Origin of the sequence: Arthrobacter sp. E3 (genome assembly GCF_017353415.1) — a bacterium.
Taxonomy (GTDB): domain Bacteria; phylum Actinomycetota; class Actinomycetes; order Actinomycetales; family Micrococcaceae; genus Specibacter.
The window spans coordinates 21,604-36,467 of the sequence record NZ_JAFMPX010000020.1 but is presented as its reverse complement, the minus strand read 5'-3'; the positions used below and the strand labels follow the sequence as shown (position 1 = coordinate 36,467).

Genomic DNA, 14,864 nt, shown 5'->3' with positions numbered 1-14,864 from the left:
TGCGACGCACTTTGAAGGTAGCCTAGTGCCCATGACTAATCCCACAGACACGGCAGGATCCCGGGCCGCCACCGGCGCGCAGTTCACTTTGCGGCGCGGGGATGCCACCGCCACTGTTACGTCCCTCGCCGCCGGGCTCCGGCACTATGACAAGGCAGGGACGGCGTTGGTGGAGACATATCCGCTGGATGTCATAGCCCCCGGTGCCGCCGGAATCACCCTGGCGCCCTTCGCCAACCGTGTGGATGGTGGACTGTGGACCTTGGATGGGGCGGACCAGCAGTTGGACATCACCGAGGTTGCGCGCCACAACGCAATCCACGGATTGTTGCGGAATACCGGCTACTCCGCCTTGGAGAGCTCTGAGACGCATGTGCTCCTTGAAGCAGTGATTCACCCTCAGCATGGCTATCCGTTCCTGGCCCGCCATCTGGTCCGTTACGAGATCGACGAGGCAGGGCATTTGCGCGTCGCACAGACCCTTGTCAATGACTCTTCCCGTCCGGCCCCATTCGTGCTCGGTGCGCACCCGTATTTCACGGTAGGGGACGTCGCTGCTGAGCAGTTGCGCATCCAAGTCCATGCCGACAGCTACCTGAGTGCCGATGACCGCATGATTCCCACGGGCGCCGAAGAGGTATCGGGGCGGTACGACCTGCGCCAGGGCAAACCCGTGGCCGAATCGATCATGGACACCGCATTCACCAACCTGCGCACGCACGACGGCGTAGCTCGGCACACGCTGGCCGCCCCGGACGGGCGCAGCGTGAGTTTGTGGCACGACGGGAGTGTGAGCTACGTCCACGTGTTTGTCACCAACGAGTTCCCCGGCCGTCCTTTGGCGGTTGCCATGGAACCGATGAGCGGACCGGCGAATGCGTTTAACTCCGGTGATGGGTTGCGTTGGTTGGCCGCGGGAGAGTCCTACACCATGAATTGGGGCATCGAATCGAGTTTATGAGTGCTGGCACCCGTGCTGACGCCACACTGAAAAGAGTCGACGGTTTACTAATTTTTGCTCCATAGGGAATTATTGCTGTATGACGCCAATACAGCAGGAGCCAAAGAGCTCCGCAAAGTACGACTCATCCGTGGTGCCATTTGGAATGCACGTGGCCGGTGCCTGGGCCTGGCGGGTTGGCCTGATACTCGTGGTGGGCGCCATGCTCGTGTGGATCTTGGGCCAAATCACCATCCTGATCATCCCAGTCATGGTGGCGGCCCTCCTAGCAGCATTGTTGTTACCCTTCGTGAAGCTGTTCAGGAAAGTTGGCCTGCCTCGCGGGCTCAGCGTGGCCCTTGCCGAGGTTGGGCTCATTGTGGCCGTTGTCGGTGGCTTGTTTCTTGTGGGCCGGCAATTGGTTTCCGGGTTTGCCGAGCTGAGCCAGCAAGCCATCACCGGGTTGATCAAGATCCAAGACTGGCTGCAATCCGGACCACTGGGCTTGAGCAACGACCAGATCAGTGTCTACCTCAACGAAGCACTTGATGCCGTGCAGGGCAACACTGACGTGATCCTGTCCAAGGCCTTGGGGGTGGGCAGCAGCTTTGGCCATTTTTCCGCCGGCCTGCTACTGACATTGTTCATCCTGATCTTCTTCCTGCTGGAAGGCGAAAAGATTTGGGAGTTTCTGGTACGGTTCTTCCCCCGCCGTTCCCGTCCCGCTATTGACGGTGCAGGGCGCCGCAGCTGGGTGTCGCTGGGCAACTATGTGCGCATCCAAGTCCTGGTGGCCGCCGTGGATGCCGTGGGCATCGGCGCCGGTGCTGCCATCATTCAGGTGCCCCTGGCCCTGCCGCTGGGTGTTCTGGTGTTCGTTGGCTCCTTCATTCCCGTGGTGGGAGCGCTGGTCACAGGGGCTGTGGCCGTGCTGCTCGCCCTGGTGGCCAACGGGTGGGTCAATGCGCTGATCATGCTGGCCATCGTCTTGGCAGTGCAGCAATTGGAAAGCCATTTGCTGCAGCCGTTCATCATGGGACGTGCAGTATCCCTGCACCCCGTGGCCGTGATTCTGGCTGTGGCCGCAGGATCCAGTGTGGCCGGTATCCTGGGTGCCCTGTTTGCCGTTCCATTCTTGGCTGTGGCGAATTCCGCTGTGCGCTACATTGCCGCCCGACAATGGCGCAACGACCCGGCCCTGCCGGACATTTATGGGCTGCCGCAACCCGTTCCCGACGCTGGCACCGATACTGGCACCGAGTCCGACGTCGAGTCCGACGTCGAAGTGGCACCACGAGTGCCCTAGGCACGCCACGCTTTACATCTCAGTCCTTGAAGTTCCGTAGAGAAAGAGTAAGTACCGTGAACGCAAATAGCGATCTCCCCGTCACCCTTGCAGATGTAGAACATGCTCGGGAGTTGCTGACGGAGATTATTGCAGTCACGCCAATTGAGAGTTCGCGGGCTTTGGGGCGGTTGACCGGTTCCGACGTCTATTTCAAGTGCGAGAACCTGCAGCGCGCCGGCTCGTTCAAGGTGCGCGGCGCGTATGTCCGCATGGCCCGCTTGTCGCCGGAGGAACGTGCCCGCGGCGTGGTGGCGGCATCAGCCGGGAACCATGCCCAGGGCGTGGCCGTTGCCGCCAAGGCGCTGGGCATCAAGGCGCGCATTTACATGCCCGTTGGTGTGGCACTGCCCAAGTTGGCGGCAACCCGGGGCCACGGGGCAGAGGTAATTTTGCACGGTTACAACGTGGACGAGTCCTTGGCCGAGGCAGAACGCTATGCCAATGAGACAGGCTGTGTGTTTGTCCATCCGTTCAACAACGTCGATGTGGTTTCTGGACAGGGAACCATCGGTTTGGAAATCCTGGACCAGGTGCCCAACGTGGACACGATCATCATGGGTGTTGGCGGCGGCGGACTCTTGGCCGGGGTTTCGGTGGCCGTGAAGGCTCGCGCCAAGGAATTGGGGCGCGAGATCCGGGTGGTTGGCGTGCAGGCCGAAAATGCTGCAGCCTACCCTCCGTCACTGGCCGCCGATGCCTTGGTTCCGTTGACGAAGGTGTCCACCATGGCTGACGGCATTGCCGTGGGACGCCCGGGGCAACTGCCGTTCTCGATCATCCGTGAGTTGGTTGACGACGTGGTTACGGTCAGCGAAGACGCGCTGGCCAGGGCCTTGATCTTTTTGCTGGAGCGCTCAAAGATGGTGGTGGAGCCTGCCGGTGCCGTGGGTGTTGCCGCTCTCATGGAAGGCAAGATAGAGAACCCGGGAACCACCGTCGTCGTGCTCTCCGGCGGCAACATTGACCCAATGCTCATGCTCAAGGTCATTCAGCGCGGCCTGGCCGCTGCCGGGCGGTTCCTGACGGTGCGCATGATGCTCAACGACCGCCCAGGCTCGCTGGCGACGATCTCACGCATCATTGCCGAGAATGACGCCAACGTGACCGGTGTGGATCATACAAGGGTGGGCGGTTCCATTTCCATGGGGGATGTCTCCATCACCGTCAATCTTGAAACCAAGGGCCATGAACACTGTGAGCTGGTGCTGACTGCATTGCGTGCCGAAGGCTTCCAGCCGATTGTGGTGCACTAGGGTTTTACGCTTGCATTAGTGCCAACGAGAAAGGGCCACCCGGATTCCCGGGTGGCCCTTTCATACTTCCGCGAAGTCCGTATATTAGTTCTCGTACGGCTTGGCGGAGATGATCTCAACATCGATGGTGCGGCCATTGGGGGCCACATAGTCCAGCTTGTCGCCGATCTGCTTGCCCATGATGGCTGCGCCGAGTGCGGAGCGTTCGCTGAACACTTCCAGATCGCCCGCTCCAACTTCGCGGCTGCCCAGCAGGAAGGTGGTTATATCGCCAGCAATGTTGGCAACGACCACCATGCCCTGCTCCACAATGCCGTCGTCGGCGGGTGCTTCTCCGACACGGGCGTTGCGCAGCATTTCACTGAGCTGACGGATGCGGGCTTCGATCTTGCCCTGCTCGTCCTTGGCTGCGTGGTAGCCGCCGTTTTCCTTCAAGTCGCCTTCTTGGCGGGCCTGCTCGATCTTGCTGACAATTTCTGCTCGGCCGGGGCCTGAAAGCTGGGTCAGTTCAAGCTGAAGCCGGTCAAACGCTTCTTGCGTCAGCCATGCAGAAGGCGCACTGTTAGTGGTAGGCACGTAGTTCTCCTCGAATGTACAAATGCAAAGGCCCCGCTGCAGCTAATCCACTGAAGGCTCAGGCCGGTGCACCTTTATAGGCGCACAATCCACGCACTGATAATTCAAAGACTGACTAAGCGGGGCAGATGGTAATAGGGAACAGTTTAGTCAATAAGACGGATAAACCCAAGAATCGACGCGGGCAGTGTTACGTGGGGGTGACTATCCAGCAGTTTTCAACGACGCCGGTCACAGCCAATGAATCGGTTCGCAGTTCTCCGCGGACTATGGTGGTGCGGCCATTTTCAGAACCAACGTCCTTGCCGTTGGGACCAATCGTGATGATATTCCAGCCGACCACGGCGTAGGAGGAGTTCATGGCCTTGATGGCGCACTTGGCTGTGGCAGCAGGGGCCTTGGTCACAGCCAGGTCCACTGTAGTCATGGTGCTGTCAACCACGTTGTAGCTCAGAAGTTTGTTTGAAACACCCGTGTTTCCGCCAACAACCACCCACAGCACCCATGTCACTGACAGCACTGCTGCCACGATCAGCAGAATTTTTCGGGTCTTTTTGGACACTCCCCGCTTGGGTGTGCCGTATCGATTGGTTAGGCTGGTAGGTGCTGGAGAATCAGAAGTTGTCACTGCATCCACTTGTGTCTGTTCCGCGGCTGGCCGCGGTCTGGCCGCCCATTGAAGCGGGCGTTGGTACAAGGCAAGTTTAGCGTTCATTTGGCAGGAAGTTTTTTGCCCGCATTTTCCCATGAATCGAAGGTAGTGTCCGTGAACAACAACAACGAGATCCCGGCAACCGAGCCGTTGCGGCTTTTGGCTGTTCATGCACATCCCGATGATGAAGCCAGCAAGGGTGCGGCCATGATGGCCTCCTATGTTGCATCAGGGGCCGAGGTCATGGTGGTAACGTGCACCGGCGGTGAGCGGGGGGATATTCAAAACCCCGGCTTGGTGGGTGACGCCCATTCGGCCAGGGACATGGCAGGTGCGCGCAGGCTGGAAATGGCCAGGGCGGCCAAGATTCTCGGCATCCGCCACCAGTGGTTGGGCTTCACCGACTCAGGACTGCCTGAGGGCAGTCCGTTGCCGGAATTGCCAGCCAACTGTTTTGCCCAGACGCCGCTTGGAACTGCGGCCGCGCCGCTGGTGCGCCTTGTCCGCCGCTTCAGGCCGCACGTGATCGTCGCCTACGACGAGAACGGTGGGTACCCGCACCCCGACCACATCATGGCGCATAAAATTGCTGTCGAGGCCTTCAAGGCTGCCGGCAACCCCGATTTATATCCCGGTACCGGTCCCGCGTGGGAGCCGCAGAAGTTGTACTACGACTTGGCGTTCAACCCGCACCGCTTCCGGGCCCTGCACTACGCTTTGGAGGAAGCCGGCCTGGCGTCGCCCTATGCCCAGCGCATCGCCGCCTGGCAGGAGGCTGACACTGAAGGGCACACTCCGCCAGCAAGCAAATACGCGGCCACCACCCAGATTGACTGTGGTGATTACTTTGAAACCCGGGATGCCGCTTTGCGGGCGCACGCCACCCAGGTGGACCCCGACGGGTTTTTCTTCGCTGTCAGCCCGCAAATGCAGCGGAGGGTGTGGCCATGGGAAGATTATGCTCTCATTGAATCGCGCGTTCCGGCCGCTACGCCCGAGCATGACCTGTTCGCTGGCCTACGATAGACAGTGGACGTTTCCCGCTGACACCTTGCCTGCCGGGGATGAAACGAAAGACGAATTGTGCACACACTGATTTTGCTTGCCACCGACCCTGCCATCCCCACCCAGCCCGGTTTGCGGCCGGGACTGACTGAAGATCAAATTACCCCGGGGTTTTTGGGCTTCGTGGTGACCTTCGGCATTGTGGTGATCATGTTCTTCCTGATCCGAGACATGGCCAGGCGCATTCGCCGCGTGCGCTACCGCGCTCTGGTTGAGGAACAGCGTATTGGTGGAACGCATGGCCCTGATGCCGAGTACATGGGGATTCCCATCATTACGAGCGACCCCGAGAAACCCGTGGACGGCCCGGCTTCCGTGCCGGAACAGAAGTAGACTTTCGTCATGAACCGGCTGGCTGGTGAACCAAGTGCCTACCTTCGCCAGCATGCCCAAAACCCTCTTGACTGGCAGCCTTTCGATGACGCGGCCTTTGCCGAGTCCGTGGCGCGTGATGTCCCCATTTTTCTCTCTGTGGGGTACGCCGCATGCCATTGGTGCCATGTCATGGCGGGGGAGTCCTTCGAGGATCCAGCGGTTGCTGAGTACTTGAACGAACGCTTTGTCGCCATCAAGGTGGACCGTGAGGAACGCCCTGATGTGGACGACGCCTACATGGCTGCGACCCAGGCCCTCAGCGGCCAGGGCGGCTGGCCCATGAGCGTATTCCTGACACCGGATGGCCAGGCCTTTTACGCTGGCACGTACTTCCCTCCAACGCCCAGCTCCGGGCGACCGTCCTTTCTGCAGGTGTTGAAAGCAGTCCATGAGGCGTGGACGCAGCGCCGCGAGGAGGTGGAGCGGACCGCAGCTTCCCTCGCCGAAGCCTTGGCCCAGCCAATGTGGCAGGTGCGCACTGAGGCGCCGTCCGCCGTCGAGCTTGGCGAAGGTGAACCGGATGCGGGGCATGGACCAGACTGGAAAACTGCTGCTGCCGCGGCTGTGACTGCCATGTCCGCTTCCGAGGACCGCTTGCACGGAGGATTTGGCCAAGCCCCAAAATTCCCGCCGACGCCCGGGTTGGAATTCTTGCTGCGGCAGGCTGCCAGCGGGGCCGGGGACACCAGCGATGAAGCGTTCGCACTGGCTGGACGGACGCTGGGCGCCATGGTGCATTCGGCGCTCTTTGACCAGCTGGGCGGCGGATTTGCCCGGTACAGCGTCACAGTCGACTGGTCTGAACCGCACTACGAAAAAATGCTCTATGACAACGCCGGCCTGCTGCAGGCGTTGGTGCACTGGATACGGCTTGCCGAAAGCCGGCCGGAGGCGTCTGGCGGGAATTCGCCAGAGGACAAGGTGCCGGGGGATCAGGGTGTGGAGCAGCTCAGTGTTGCTGATGCCAAGGACGCGACGTCGGCCCTGATCGGCTGGCTCATGACGGAGCTGCGTCTGCCCGGGGGTGCGTTCGCGTCGTCACTGGATGCGGACACTGTGATTGACGGAGTCCATCACGAAGGGGCCAGCTACCAGTGGAGTGCAGCCGAGATTCGGGCCGTAGCCCGACAGACTGTGGCAGCCGAAGGTGCAGTCGACGAAGGCCGGCAAACCGATGAGTTGGCGGCCGGGGTGACAGCGGCCATGGGGATCCGGGGCGGTGCCGGTCGGGGCGGTCCGTTGAACCCGGGCCGCGGGCTTTCTGCCACGGAGCGCATCCAATGGGCAAGGATCAGACCAGCGCTGCTGCAAGCCCGGTCACTGCGGACCATGCCGGCCCGCGATGACAAGGTGGTGGCGTGCTGGAATGCCATGCTGATGGGCGCCTTGGCTGAAGCAGGCATGGTGCTTCAGGTACCCGCTTACCTGGCGGCCGCCGTCGAACTTGGCGAATACCTGCGTGAGGTGCACTGGGACGGGCAGCTGTCCCGGGTGTCCCATGACGGGCGCTCGCGGGGGATCAAGGGCCTGCTGGAGGACTACGGGGCCTGCGCGAACGGGTACTTGACGCTCTACGCGGCCACCGGGGAACGCCGCTGGTTTGATTTTGCCGGGGAATTGGTGGAGTCGCTGGAAACGGATTTCATTGCCGACGGGGTCGTGTTCAACCACAGCACCGTTGGTGTGCACGGGCCGTTGCAGGGCTCACGTTTTGCCGAACCCTTTGACAACGCAAGCATCAGCGGGGTGGCGTTGCTGGCCGGGGCGTTCATTTCCTGGTCGGCGTACACGGGCTCAACCCGGCATCGGGAGATTGTCGAGAACATGCTCGCCACCGTGCCGGAGCTCGCGCAGCGGGCGCCACGGTCAGTGGGCGGTCTGCTGGGTGCGGCGTTGGCGTTCGCAGCCGGGCCTCTTGAGGTAGCCGTCGTGGGGCCAGCTGGTGCTGTACGGGATTCCATGGTGTGCCAGGCATGGCATTCGGGTTCTCCAGGCATGGTGCTGGCCGTGTGGGACGGCGTGGGCCGGCCCCCCGTCCCGCTACTGGAAGGGCGGGGGTTGGCGGGTCAGGCTGCGTCGTCGAGTGAAATCGCGGGTGGAGAACTGCCAACACTGGCGCACGTGTGCAAGGACATGGTGTGTGCCAGGCCGGTTTCAACCGTTGCGGATCTCGCGAAGCTGCTGTAGCGCCGTGCTAAGGGAACACGACGAGGATCACGGCGATGAAGTGTGTGGCGAAAGCTGCCACAGTCAGTGCGTGGAACAGCTCGTGGAAGCCAAAATGCCGGGGGCTGAAATTGGGCTTCTTGATCCCGTAGACAACTGCCCCCGCGATGTACATGGCCCCACCTGCGCAAATGAGCACTGTGGGAACCACCCCCGCCGCCCAAAATTCAGGGAGGAAGAACAGTGCCGTAGTGCCGAGCAGCACGTAGATGGGAACGTACAGCCACCGCGGCGCCCCGGCCCATACGACGCGGAACAGCACACCGGCCACGGCGCCAATCCAGATCATCCACAACAGTAACGCTGCTGTGGAGCTAGGCAGCATCAAAGCGGATAGCGGTGTGTAAGAACCAGCTATGACGACCATGATGTTGCTGTGGTCGATGCGCCTGAGTAGGGCCTTGGCCTTGGGCGACCAATTTCCACGATGATATAGTGCACTTGTGCCAAATAAAAGCACACCTGTGGCTGCGTACATGGCACAGGTGACTTTGGCCAACACGCCCGGAGCCAGCACAACAACAATGATTCCGGCGATCAGGACAAGGGGTGTCATCCCAGCATGGAGCCAGCCGCGCCACGATGGTTTTGTCTCTGTTGCGAGGAGGGCACTCATGGACAAATCATATCTCGCCATTTAGACCGGCTGCGGCCCGGCAACAAGCTGCACAGCCTGCCTTGGCCGCGAATCCTGCCCCGGGCAGGTAATCTAGTCCTAGCAAGATTCGCAGGCCGCAGGGCCGTTATTGGCAAAGGTTCGGTGTACTCTCATGCGACTGTCTACCGATTCTTTGCGCATGCCCAAGGTGTTGTACAACTACTACGAACGGCGTTTGGCGAAGGAAATTGAGCCGGGCAGCGTGCCGGCGCACATCGGCGTCATGGTTGACGGCAACCGGCGCTGGGCAAAGCAGTTCAACGCACCCACCATGCACGGTCACCAGGCCGGTGCCGACAAGATTCTTGAATTCCTTGGCTGGTGCCAGGATCTGGGCGTCAAGGTCGTCACACTGTACATGCTCTCCACCGACAACCTGAGCCGTTCACCCGAAGAGCTTGATGAACTGATGAACATCATTGCGAACACTTTTGACGTACTCGACGCCGACGTCAACATCAGTGTCCACGCCATGGGTGCCCCCGAGATTCTGCCCGACTACTTGGCCGCACGGCTTTCCTCCCTGACGGCACGTGTCCCGGCCACTGAACGCATCCACGTCAACATGGCCATCGGTTACGGGGGCCGGCGTGAAATTGTCGACGCCGTCCGCGAACTCCTGCAGGCAGCAGATGCCGACGGGCGCACCATGGCCGAGGTTGCCAGCACCCTGAGCGTCGAGGACATTTCCAAGTTCCTGTACACACGCGGGCAGCCGGACCCGGACCTTGTCATCCGCACATCCGGGGAGCAGCGCCTGTCCGGCTTCCTGATGTGGCAAAGCGCCTACAGCGAATTCTATTTTTGTGAAGCGCTGTGGCCGGCCTTTAGGAAGATCGACTTCCTGCGAGCCTTGCGCGACTACGCCGGGCGAAGCCGCCGTTTCGGCAGTTAGGCCAAAGATCACGTGCAAAATCACCACCGCTCAGAAATGATCCTCGCGGTTGTCCTCGCCAGTGCGGCCGGATTTGTCGACGCCGTGGGCTTCATCCACCTGGGCGGATACTTCGTCTCCTTTATGAGCGGCAACTCCACGCGTGGCGGAACGGCTCTGGCCGAGGGCAACTGGTCCGGTTTTGCCATAGCCTTCGGTCTCGTAGCAGCGTTCCTGACTGGAGTTGTGAGCGCAGCCATCCTGCGAAGGTTTGTCCGTTCACACAAGCGGATGGCCGTGTTGCTGTACGTCACAGCGGCGCTGACGTCCGCCGTCGTACTTTTTGATCTGGGGATCGGGGGCTGGCTGGCGCCGGCCATCATGGCCCTGGCGATGGGTGCTGAGAACGTTATTTTTGAGCGCGACGGCGAAGTCAGCATCGGTCTGACCTATATGACCGGCACGCTGGTGAAGATGGGTCAGCACATTGCCAACGCGTTGACCGGCGGCCAAAAGACGCTTTGGGTGCGCTACCTTGCGCTGTGGATTGCCCTTACGAGCGGTTCAATCATTGGCGGGTTCTCCTACTTTGCGATGAATTTGAACGCGCTGTGGATTGCCGTGGGTGTACTGGTCCTGTCCGTATTTTTCAACAGTTGGCTGCGCACCCGGCCCGCCCGCCGCGGCGCCGTGCGGGTTGCGCTCGAAGGCACTGCGCGTTAACCCAACTGTTGCCCAACATTCGTCTGCGCGGCATGGCGTGGCGTTGCAGCTCGGATCGATTGCCGCGTAGTTTGGCAGTACGGAGGGCAACCCAGCCCGCCGCACCGATGTGGAGTCCGGACGCGTCACTGCTCCGGAAGGCTGGAGTCGACATGACACAGGTTGGCAACCGCGGGCAGCAGGAACACAGCCCGTGCACGGGATCCAAATTACGCACGTACGTGCTTGACACTTCCGTCCTCTTGGCAGATCCTCGGGCGATCATGCGTTTTGCCGAACATCTGGTGATCTTGCCGATAGTGGTGATTTCCGAGCTGGAGGGCAAGCGCAACGATCCCGAGTTGGGCTATTTTGCCCGGACCGCTCTGCGGCTCCTGGATGACCTGCGCGTCCAGCACGGCGGGTTGAGCGAACCTGTTCCACTCGGGGACGACGGCGGGAGCCTGTCTGTGGAGCTCAGCCACGTTTCGCTGGAGGTGCTTCCAGCGGGCATGCGCGGAACGGACAATGACTCCCGCATCCTGGCCGTTGCCCGGAATCTGGCCAACGAAGGGCACAATGTCACCGTCGTGACGAAGGACGTGCCGCTGCGGGTGAAAGCGTCGGCGCTGGGTTTGGCTGCCGAGGAGTACCGCAACGAATTGGTCCCCGACTCGGGCTGGACCGGCGTGAGTGAAATTGCGGCGACGGAGTCCGAGGTTGTCGCGTTGTACAACCACGAACCGGTCCCTATCCCGGATGCTGCTGTGTTGCCGGTAAACACCTCGCTGATCATCACGAGCAACCGCGGCTCCGCATTGGGCCGGGTGGGGGCTGATCAGCAGGTCCGCCTAGTGTGCGGTGACCGGGAAGTCTTTGGCCTCCATGGCCGCTCCGCCGAGCAGCGCCTGGCCTTGGATTTACTGCTGGACCCCGAAGTGGGCATCGTGTCGCTGGGCGGGCGTGCCGGCACGGGGAAGAGTGCCTTGGCCCTCTGCGCCGGATTGGAGGCAGTGCTGGAACGCAATGAACACCGCAAGGTGGTGGTGTTCCGCCCGTTGTTCGCGGTGGGCGGCCAGGAGTTGGGCTACCTGCCTGGTTCCGAGGGGGAGAAGATGAACCCGTGGGCGCAGGCCGTCTTTGACACCCTTGGCTCGGTTGTTTCACAAAATGTCATGGATGAGGTCATGGACCGTGGCATGTTGGAGGTGCTGCCGCTAACCCACATCAGGGGGCGTTCGCTGCATGACTCCTTCGTCATTGTGGATGAGGCGCAGTCCTTGGAGAAGAATGTGCTGCTGACGGTCATGAGCCGAATTGGCCAACGCTCCAAGATCGTGTTGACGCACGACGTCGCCCAGCGTGATAACCTGCGCGTCGGCCGCCATGACGGGATCGTGGCGGTGGTTGAAACGCTCAAGGGTCATCCACTGTTCGGCCACGTCACGTTGACGCGGTCGGAACGTTCACCGATTGCCGCGCTGGTGACGGAAATGCTGGAGCGTGCGGAGATCTAGGGAGCTAAAAGTGCTTGGACGCAGTTCGGGAGCCTCCACCCCATTGCTGCATGCTTTGACGAATGACTTCAACGTCGTGACCGTCGAGCGGCACTGGCCGGAGGGGAAGGTCGTTGATACGGCGCCGGTATGGCTGGAATGTGCCCTGATCCGCGACGACGCCGAGCCAACCGTTCATGCCCCGCCCTCCCTCACTGTTGCTGGACTCGGGGCCGACGGGGGTTCGGGGGAGAGTGCTCAGTGGGATGCATCCTCAATGCAATATGTGCGCATGACACGTTAGGCGTCAAGGGCGTCCCGGACCTTCTTGTTCGGCGGGCGGCGGCTATGAGTCCGGGCCCAAGTCCCAGGGAATGTGGGCGCGCACATCCGTCAGGCCCATGCTGACTTCCTCAAACAGGTCATCGAGCATGTATTCGTCGACGCCGTGCAGCAGGATCCAGTGACCGGCGCCGGCTGTGGGGCCGTCAAGGGACTGTGACGCCACGCAAATGCCCGTTTCCACGTCGATGCGGACGGCGGTGCGGCCCGGGAACAGCAAGGGTGCATCGGCAAAGAGCGGCCTGTAGCTTGAGTTGGGTGTCAGCACTGCCTCAACGGCGTCGCGTCCGTGGTGGGAGAGCACGGCAACATCGTCGATCTCGGCCACATTGGCGAACGGTGCCTCCAACGGGACAGGCTTGTCCCCGGCCAATTCCACGGGGTCCAAGGCGGCAGCGGCCCGTCCCGTGCCATAGGCAGGTTCACCGTAGCGCGCTTCAGGGCGCCGCACCACAAAGCCGTTGCTGTCCTTGACGGGGTTCACCAGCGATGGCTGCAACAGCCACGGCTTGCGGTTTCCACTGATGAACAATGAATCCCGTGACTCGTTGATCTTGGTGGTGCTTGCCAGCAACTTCCCATCCAGAGTCTCAACACGCAGGGCACCGGGACGGCGAACCCAACAGTTCATCTCCAGCACCGGGGCAGCACCGCCGGGGCCGGCACGTCCCGGCATCCAACTGGTGCCAGCGGCGCCGTCGGCCGTGTTGGGAAACTTGCGGTGCAGCTCAAAGCGCACAGTCTGCCAGCGCCACGGGGAGGAGCGGCAAAGGTGCCGAAAAATGTCGGCAGTGTAAACGGAGGCATTCATATCCACAGCTTAGCCCCGAGGGCGCAACAAGGGGCCCGAACGGTGTCGCCATGGCGTAGCATCGCGCTATGGTCACTCGGTTGATGGACATGTGGGAAAGCAGCTTGGTCGCTTTCCTGTGTGCATTGGCCGCCTGCTTGTACCTGCTGTGGTTGGCTGTGGTGCTAAGCATCGTCGACATCCGCACCCACACGCTGCCCAACCGCTACGTCCTGCCCGCCTATCCCATCGCCGGGGTGCTGCTGCTCGTGGCAGCGCTGGCCGCAGGAAATCCGCAGCACGTGCTCAGCGCGGTCGGTGGAGCTGCGGCACTGGCTGCCCTGTACTGGCTGTTGTGGTTCGCCTACCCCGCTGGTATGGGTTTTGGTGACGTGAAACTTGCAGGGGTGCTGGGTCTTTTCCTGGGCTTCCTTGGCTGGCAGCACGTGCTCCTCGGTGCGGCTGCGGGGTTCATCGTCGGAGGACTGTGGGGCCTGGCCCTGATTGTAAGCGGCCGCGGCACCGCAAAATCGGCCATCCCGTTTGGACCTTCCATGCTGGCTGGGGCGCTCGCCACGATGCTCCTGCTGCCCGGGTGACTCTGACCAGATAATACCGTCCCGCTAGGCTGAAGTCATGGGATCACCAGACTTCATCATCAAGTTGCGCGGAAAAATTGGCCACGACCCCCTGTGGCTGCCGGGCGTGCGCGGGGTGGTGTTTGACGCCGAGGGCCGCGTGCTGCTCGGAGAACGCTCCGACACCGGCGGCTGGGCGCTGATCACAGGCATTCTGGACCCGGGGGAGGAGCCCGGCCCCGGCCTGTTGCGGGAGGTTTTTGAGGAAACCGCTGTGGTTGCCGAGATCGAGCAGCTGCTTGGCGTAGCTGCCGTGGGGCCTGTGACGTTTCCCAATGGCGACGTCTGTGACTTCCTGAACATCGAGTTCATCGCCCGCTACGTCAGCGGCACCGCCCGCGTGAACGACGACGAGTCACTCGCCGTCGGCTGGTTTGCCATCGAGGACCTGCCACCGTTGCGCGAGGGCCACCTGGCCTGTATTCAGCGGGCATTGGCGTTCGACGGCGTGCCCCACTTCCAGCGCTAGGCTGTCTTGCGCGGAGGATGCTGAGGGCGTGGAGGTTGAGCTGCGGCCGTGCTGCGAGTGACTCCTGCGCCGCGAGTGTTTGGTGCAGCGGTCCGCTTTCGCCACAGGGGACGGGCCAACGCCAGTGCGCTCATCACCACTGTGGTGACCAAACCTGCTGCACAGCCAACCATGGCGCCGAAGGAAAGGATCAGGCCCCTCACATCCAATGCGTTCCCGTCTGCGTAGTAGGGGTCAAAGGGTGGGGGGACAACCCTGAACGCCAGTTGCGGGGCAACCCAGCCGTAGGCCAGCGACGCCAGCAGCCCGATGACGAAGAAGAGCGGTATGCGGATCCTGGGCTTCTTCATGCACCATAGCCCTGCAAGGACCAGCGCTATCACCGGGACAAACGCCAAGGCGCCTCCCACCAGCAGTTCAACTGTGTCGTAATCCATGATTTTCCTTTTTTTGGGCTGCT

General features: G+C 61.7%; 17 protein-coding genes. 12 read left to right on the top strand and 5 right to left on the bottom strand.

The window, feature by feature from the left end; genetic code table 11:
* Window positions 1-31: 31 nt before the first annotated feature.
* The 3 genes from JMA46_RS10160 to ilvA all read left to right on the top strand — a co-directional run bounded on the left by JMA46_RS10160 (window position 32) and on the right by ilvA (window position 3,541).
* Window positions 32-961 (top strand): aldose 1-epimerase family protein, encoded by a 930-nt coding sequence (locus JMA46_RS10160; RefSeq protein ID WP_207345220.1) that lies wholly within the window; start codon window positions 32-34, stop codon window positions 959-961.
* A gap of 79 nt (window positions 962-1,040) precedes the next feature.
* Window positions 1,041-2,246 (top strand): AI-2E family transporter, encoded by a 1,206-nt coding sequence (locus tag JMA46_RS10155; protein WP_207345219.1) that lies wholly within the window; start codon window positions 1,041-1,043, stop codon window positions 2,244-2,246.
* A gap of 56 nt (window positions 2,247-2,302) precedes the next feature.
* The gene (ilvA, locus tag JMA46_RS10150) at window positions 2,303-3,541 is read left to right on the top strand and encodes a threonine ammonia-lyase (RefSeq protein ID WP_207345218.1); all 1,239 of its coding nucleotides are present in this window, start codon (window positions 2,303-2,305) and stop codon (window positions 3,539-3,541) included.
* Between the two features lie 84 nt (window positions 3,542-3,625).
* Here the strand turns inward: ilvA and greA are convergent, their stop codons facing one another.
* Window positions 3,626-4,117 (bottom strand): transcription elongation factor GreA, encoded by a 492-nt coding sequence (gene greA / locus JMA46_RS10145; protein ID WP_207345217.1) that lies wholly within the window; start codon window positions 4,115-4,117, stop codon window positions 3,626-3,628.
* Between the two features lie 190 nt (window positions 4,118-4,307).
* Entirely contained in the window at window positions 4,308-4,679 is a 372-nt protein-coding gene (locus tag JMA46_RS10140; RefSeq protein WP_210768682.1) for a DUF4307 domain-containing protein, read from the bottom strand.
* A 198-nt stretch (window positions 4,680-4,877) separates the two neighbouring features.
* Here JMA46_RS10140 and mca point away from each other — a divergent pair, with 198 nt between their 5' ends.
* Genes mca through JMA46_RS10125 form a run of 3 tightly spaced genes read left to right on the top strand, consistent with a single transcriptional unit; the run spans window position 4,878 to window position 8,396 of the window.
* Window positions 4,878-5,795: a mycothiol conjugate amidase Mca gene (mca, locus tag JMA46_RS10135; protein ID WP_207345250.1), complete on the top strand. Its 918-nt coding sequence runs from the start codon at window positions 4,878-4,880 to the stop codon at window positions 5,793-5,795.
* Between the two features lie 57 nt (window positions 5,796-5,852).
* The gene (locus tag JMA46_RS10130; RefSeq protein ID WP_207345215.1) at window positions 5,853-6,167 is read left to right on the top strand and encodes a hypothetical protein; all 315 of its coding nucleotides are present in this window, start codon (window positions 5,853-5,855) and stop codon (window positions 6,165-6,167) included.
* A gap of 9 nt (window positions 6,168-6,176) precedes the next feature.
* Window positions 6,177-8,396 (top strand): thioredoxin domain-containing protein, encoded by a 2,220-nt coding sequence (locus JMA46_RS10125; RefSeq protein ID WP_207345214.1) that lies wholly within the window; start codon window positions 6,177-6,179, stop codon window positions 8,394-8,396.
* 7 nt (window positions 8,397-8,403) lie between these two features.
* On the opposite strand, the gene JMA46_RS10120 is transcribed toward JMA46_RS10125, so the two are convergent.
* Window positions 8,404-9,051 (bottom strand): hemolysin III family protein, encoded by a 648-nt coding sequence (locus JMA46_RS10120; protein WP_207345213.1) that lies wholly within the window; start codon window positions 9,049-9,051, stop codon window positions 8,404-8,406.
* A 175-nt stretch (window positions 9,052-9,226) separates the two neighbouring features.
* On the opposite strand from JMA46_RS10120, the gene JMA46_RS10115 reads away from it, so the two are divergent.
* From JMA46_RS10115 to JMA46_RS10100, 4 genes are all read left to right on the top strand, one after another.
* Window positions 9,227-9,988, top strand: coding sequence for an isoprenyl transferase (locus JMA46_RS10115; RefSeq protein ID WP_282099585.1), 762 nt, complete (start codon window positions 9,227-9,229; stop codon window positions 9,986-9,988).
* Window positions 9,989-10,000: 12 nt separating this feature from the next.
* Window positions 10,001-10,690 (top strand): YoaK family protein, encoded by a 690-nt coding sequence (locus tag JMA46_RS10110; protein WP_207345211.1) that lies wholly within the window; start codon window positions 10,001-10,003, stop codon window positions 10,688-10,690.
* 152 nt (window positions 10,691-10,842) lie between these two features.
* Window positions 10,843-12,186, top strand: coding sequence for a PhoH family protein (locus tag JMA46_RS10105; protein WP_247647220.1), 1,344 nt, complete (start codon window positions 10,843-10,845; stop codon window positions 12,184-12,186).
* Window positions 12,187-12,196: 10 nt separating this feature from the next.
* The gene (locus JMA46_RS10100; RefSeq protein ID WP_207345210.1) at window positions 12,197-12,469 is read left to right on the top strand and encodes a hypothetical protein; all 273 of its coding nucleotides are present in this window, start codon (window positions 12,197-12,199) and stop codon (window positions 12,467-12,469) included.
* A gap of 42 nt (window positions 12,470-12,511) precedes the next feature.
* On the opposite strand, the gene JMA46_RS10095 is transcribed toward JMA46_RS10100, so the two are convergent.
* Window positions 12,512-13,318: a hypothetical protein gene (locus JMA46_RS10095; RefSeq protein ID WP_207345209.1), complete on the bottom strand. Its 807-nt coding sequence runs from the start codon at window positions 13,316-13,318 to the stop codon at window positions 12,512-12,514.
* 68 nt (window positions 13,319-13,386) lie between these two features.
* Between JMA46_RS10095 and JMA46_RS10090 the strand changes: the two genes are divergently transcribed.
* Window positions 13,387-13,896, top strand: coding sequence for an A24 family peptidase (locus tag JMA46_RS10090; protein WP_207345208.1), 510 nt, complete (start codon window positions 13,387-13,389; stop codon window positions 13,894-13,896).
* Between the two features lie 37 nt (window positions 13,897-13,933).
* Window positions 13,934-14,404 (top strand): NUDIX domain-containing protein, encoded by a 471-nt coding sequence (locus tag JMA46_RS10085; protein WP_207345207.1) that lies wholly within the window; start codon window positions 13,934-13,936, stop codon window positions 14,402-14,404.
* Here JMA46_RS10085 and JMA46_RS10080 read toward each other — a convergent pair.
* A complete protein-coding gene (locus JMA46_RS10080) occupies window positions 14,401-14,841 on the bottom strand; it encodes a hypothetical protein (RefSeq protein ID WP_207345206.1) in 441 nt (146 codons plus the stop codon). The two genes, JMA46_RS10085 and JMA46_RS10080, sit on opposite strands and share 4 nt — an antisense overlap.
* Window positions 14,842-14,864: the final 23 nt, after the last annotated feature.

Coding starts and splice junctions, on each gene's coding strand:
- JMA46_RS10105 (WP_247647220.1), top strand. CDS start 10,843: ATGACACAGGTTGGCAACCGCGGGCAGCAGGAACACAGCCCGTGCACG.
- JMA46_RS10155 (WP_207345219.1), top strand. CDS start 1,041: ATGACGCCAATACAGCAGGAGCCAAAGAGCTCCGCAAAGTACGACTCA.
- JMA46_RS10085 (WP_207345207.1), top strand. CDS start 13,934: ATGGGATCACCAGACTTCATCATCAAGTTGCGCGGAAAAATTGGCCAC.
- JMA46_RS10090 (WP_207345208.1), top strand. CDS start 13,387: ATGGTCACTCGGTTGATGGACATGTGGGAAAGCAGCTTGGTCGCTTTC.
- JMA46_RS10160 (WP_207345220.1), top strand. CDS start 32: ATGACTAATCCCACAGACACGGCAGGATCCCGGGCCGCCACCGGCGCG.
- JMA46_RS10095 (WP_207345209.1), bottom strand. CDS start 13,318: ATGAATGCCTCCGTTTACACTGCCGACATTTTTCGGCACCTTTGCCGC.
- JMA46_RS10080 (WP_207345206.1), bottom strand. CDS start 14,841: ATGGATTACGACACAGTTGAACTGCTGGTGGGAGGCGCCTTGGCGTTT.
- JMA46_RS10125 (WP_207345214.1), top strand. CDS start 6,177: ATGAACCGGCTGGCTGGTGAACCAAGTGCCTACCTTCGCCAGCATGCC.
- JMA46_RS10120 (WP_207345213.1), bottom strand. CDS start 9,051: ATGAGTGCCCTCCTCGCAACAGAGACAAAACCATCGTGGCGCGGCTGG.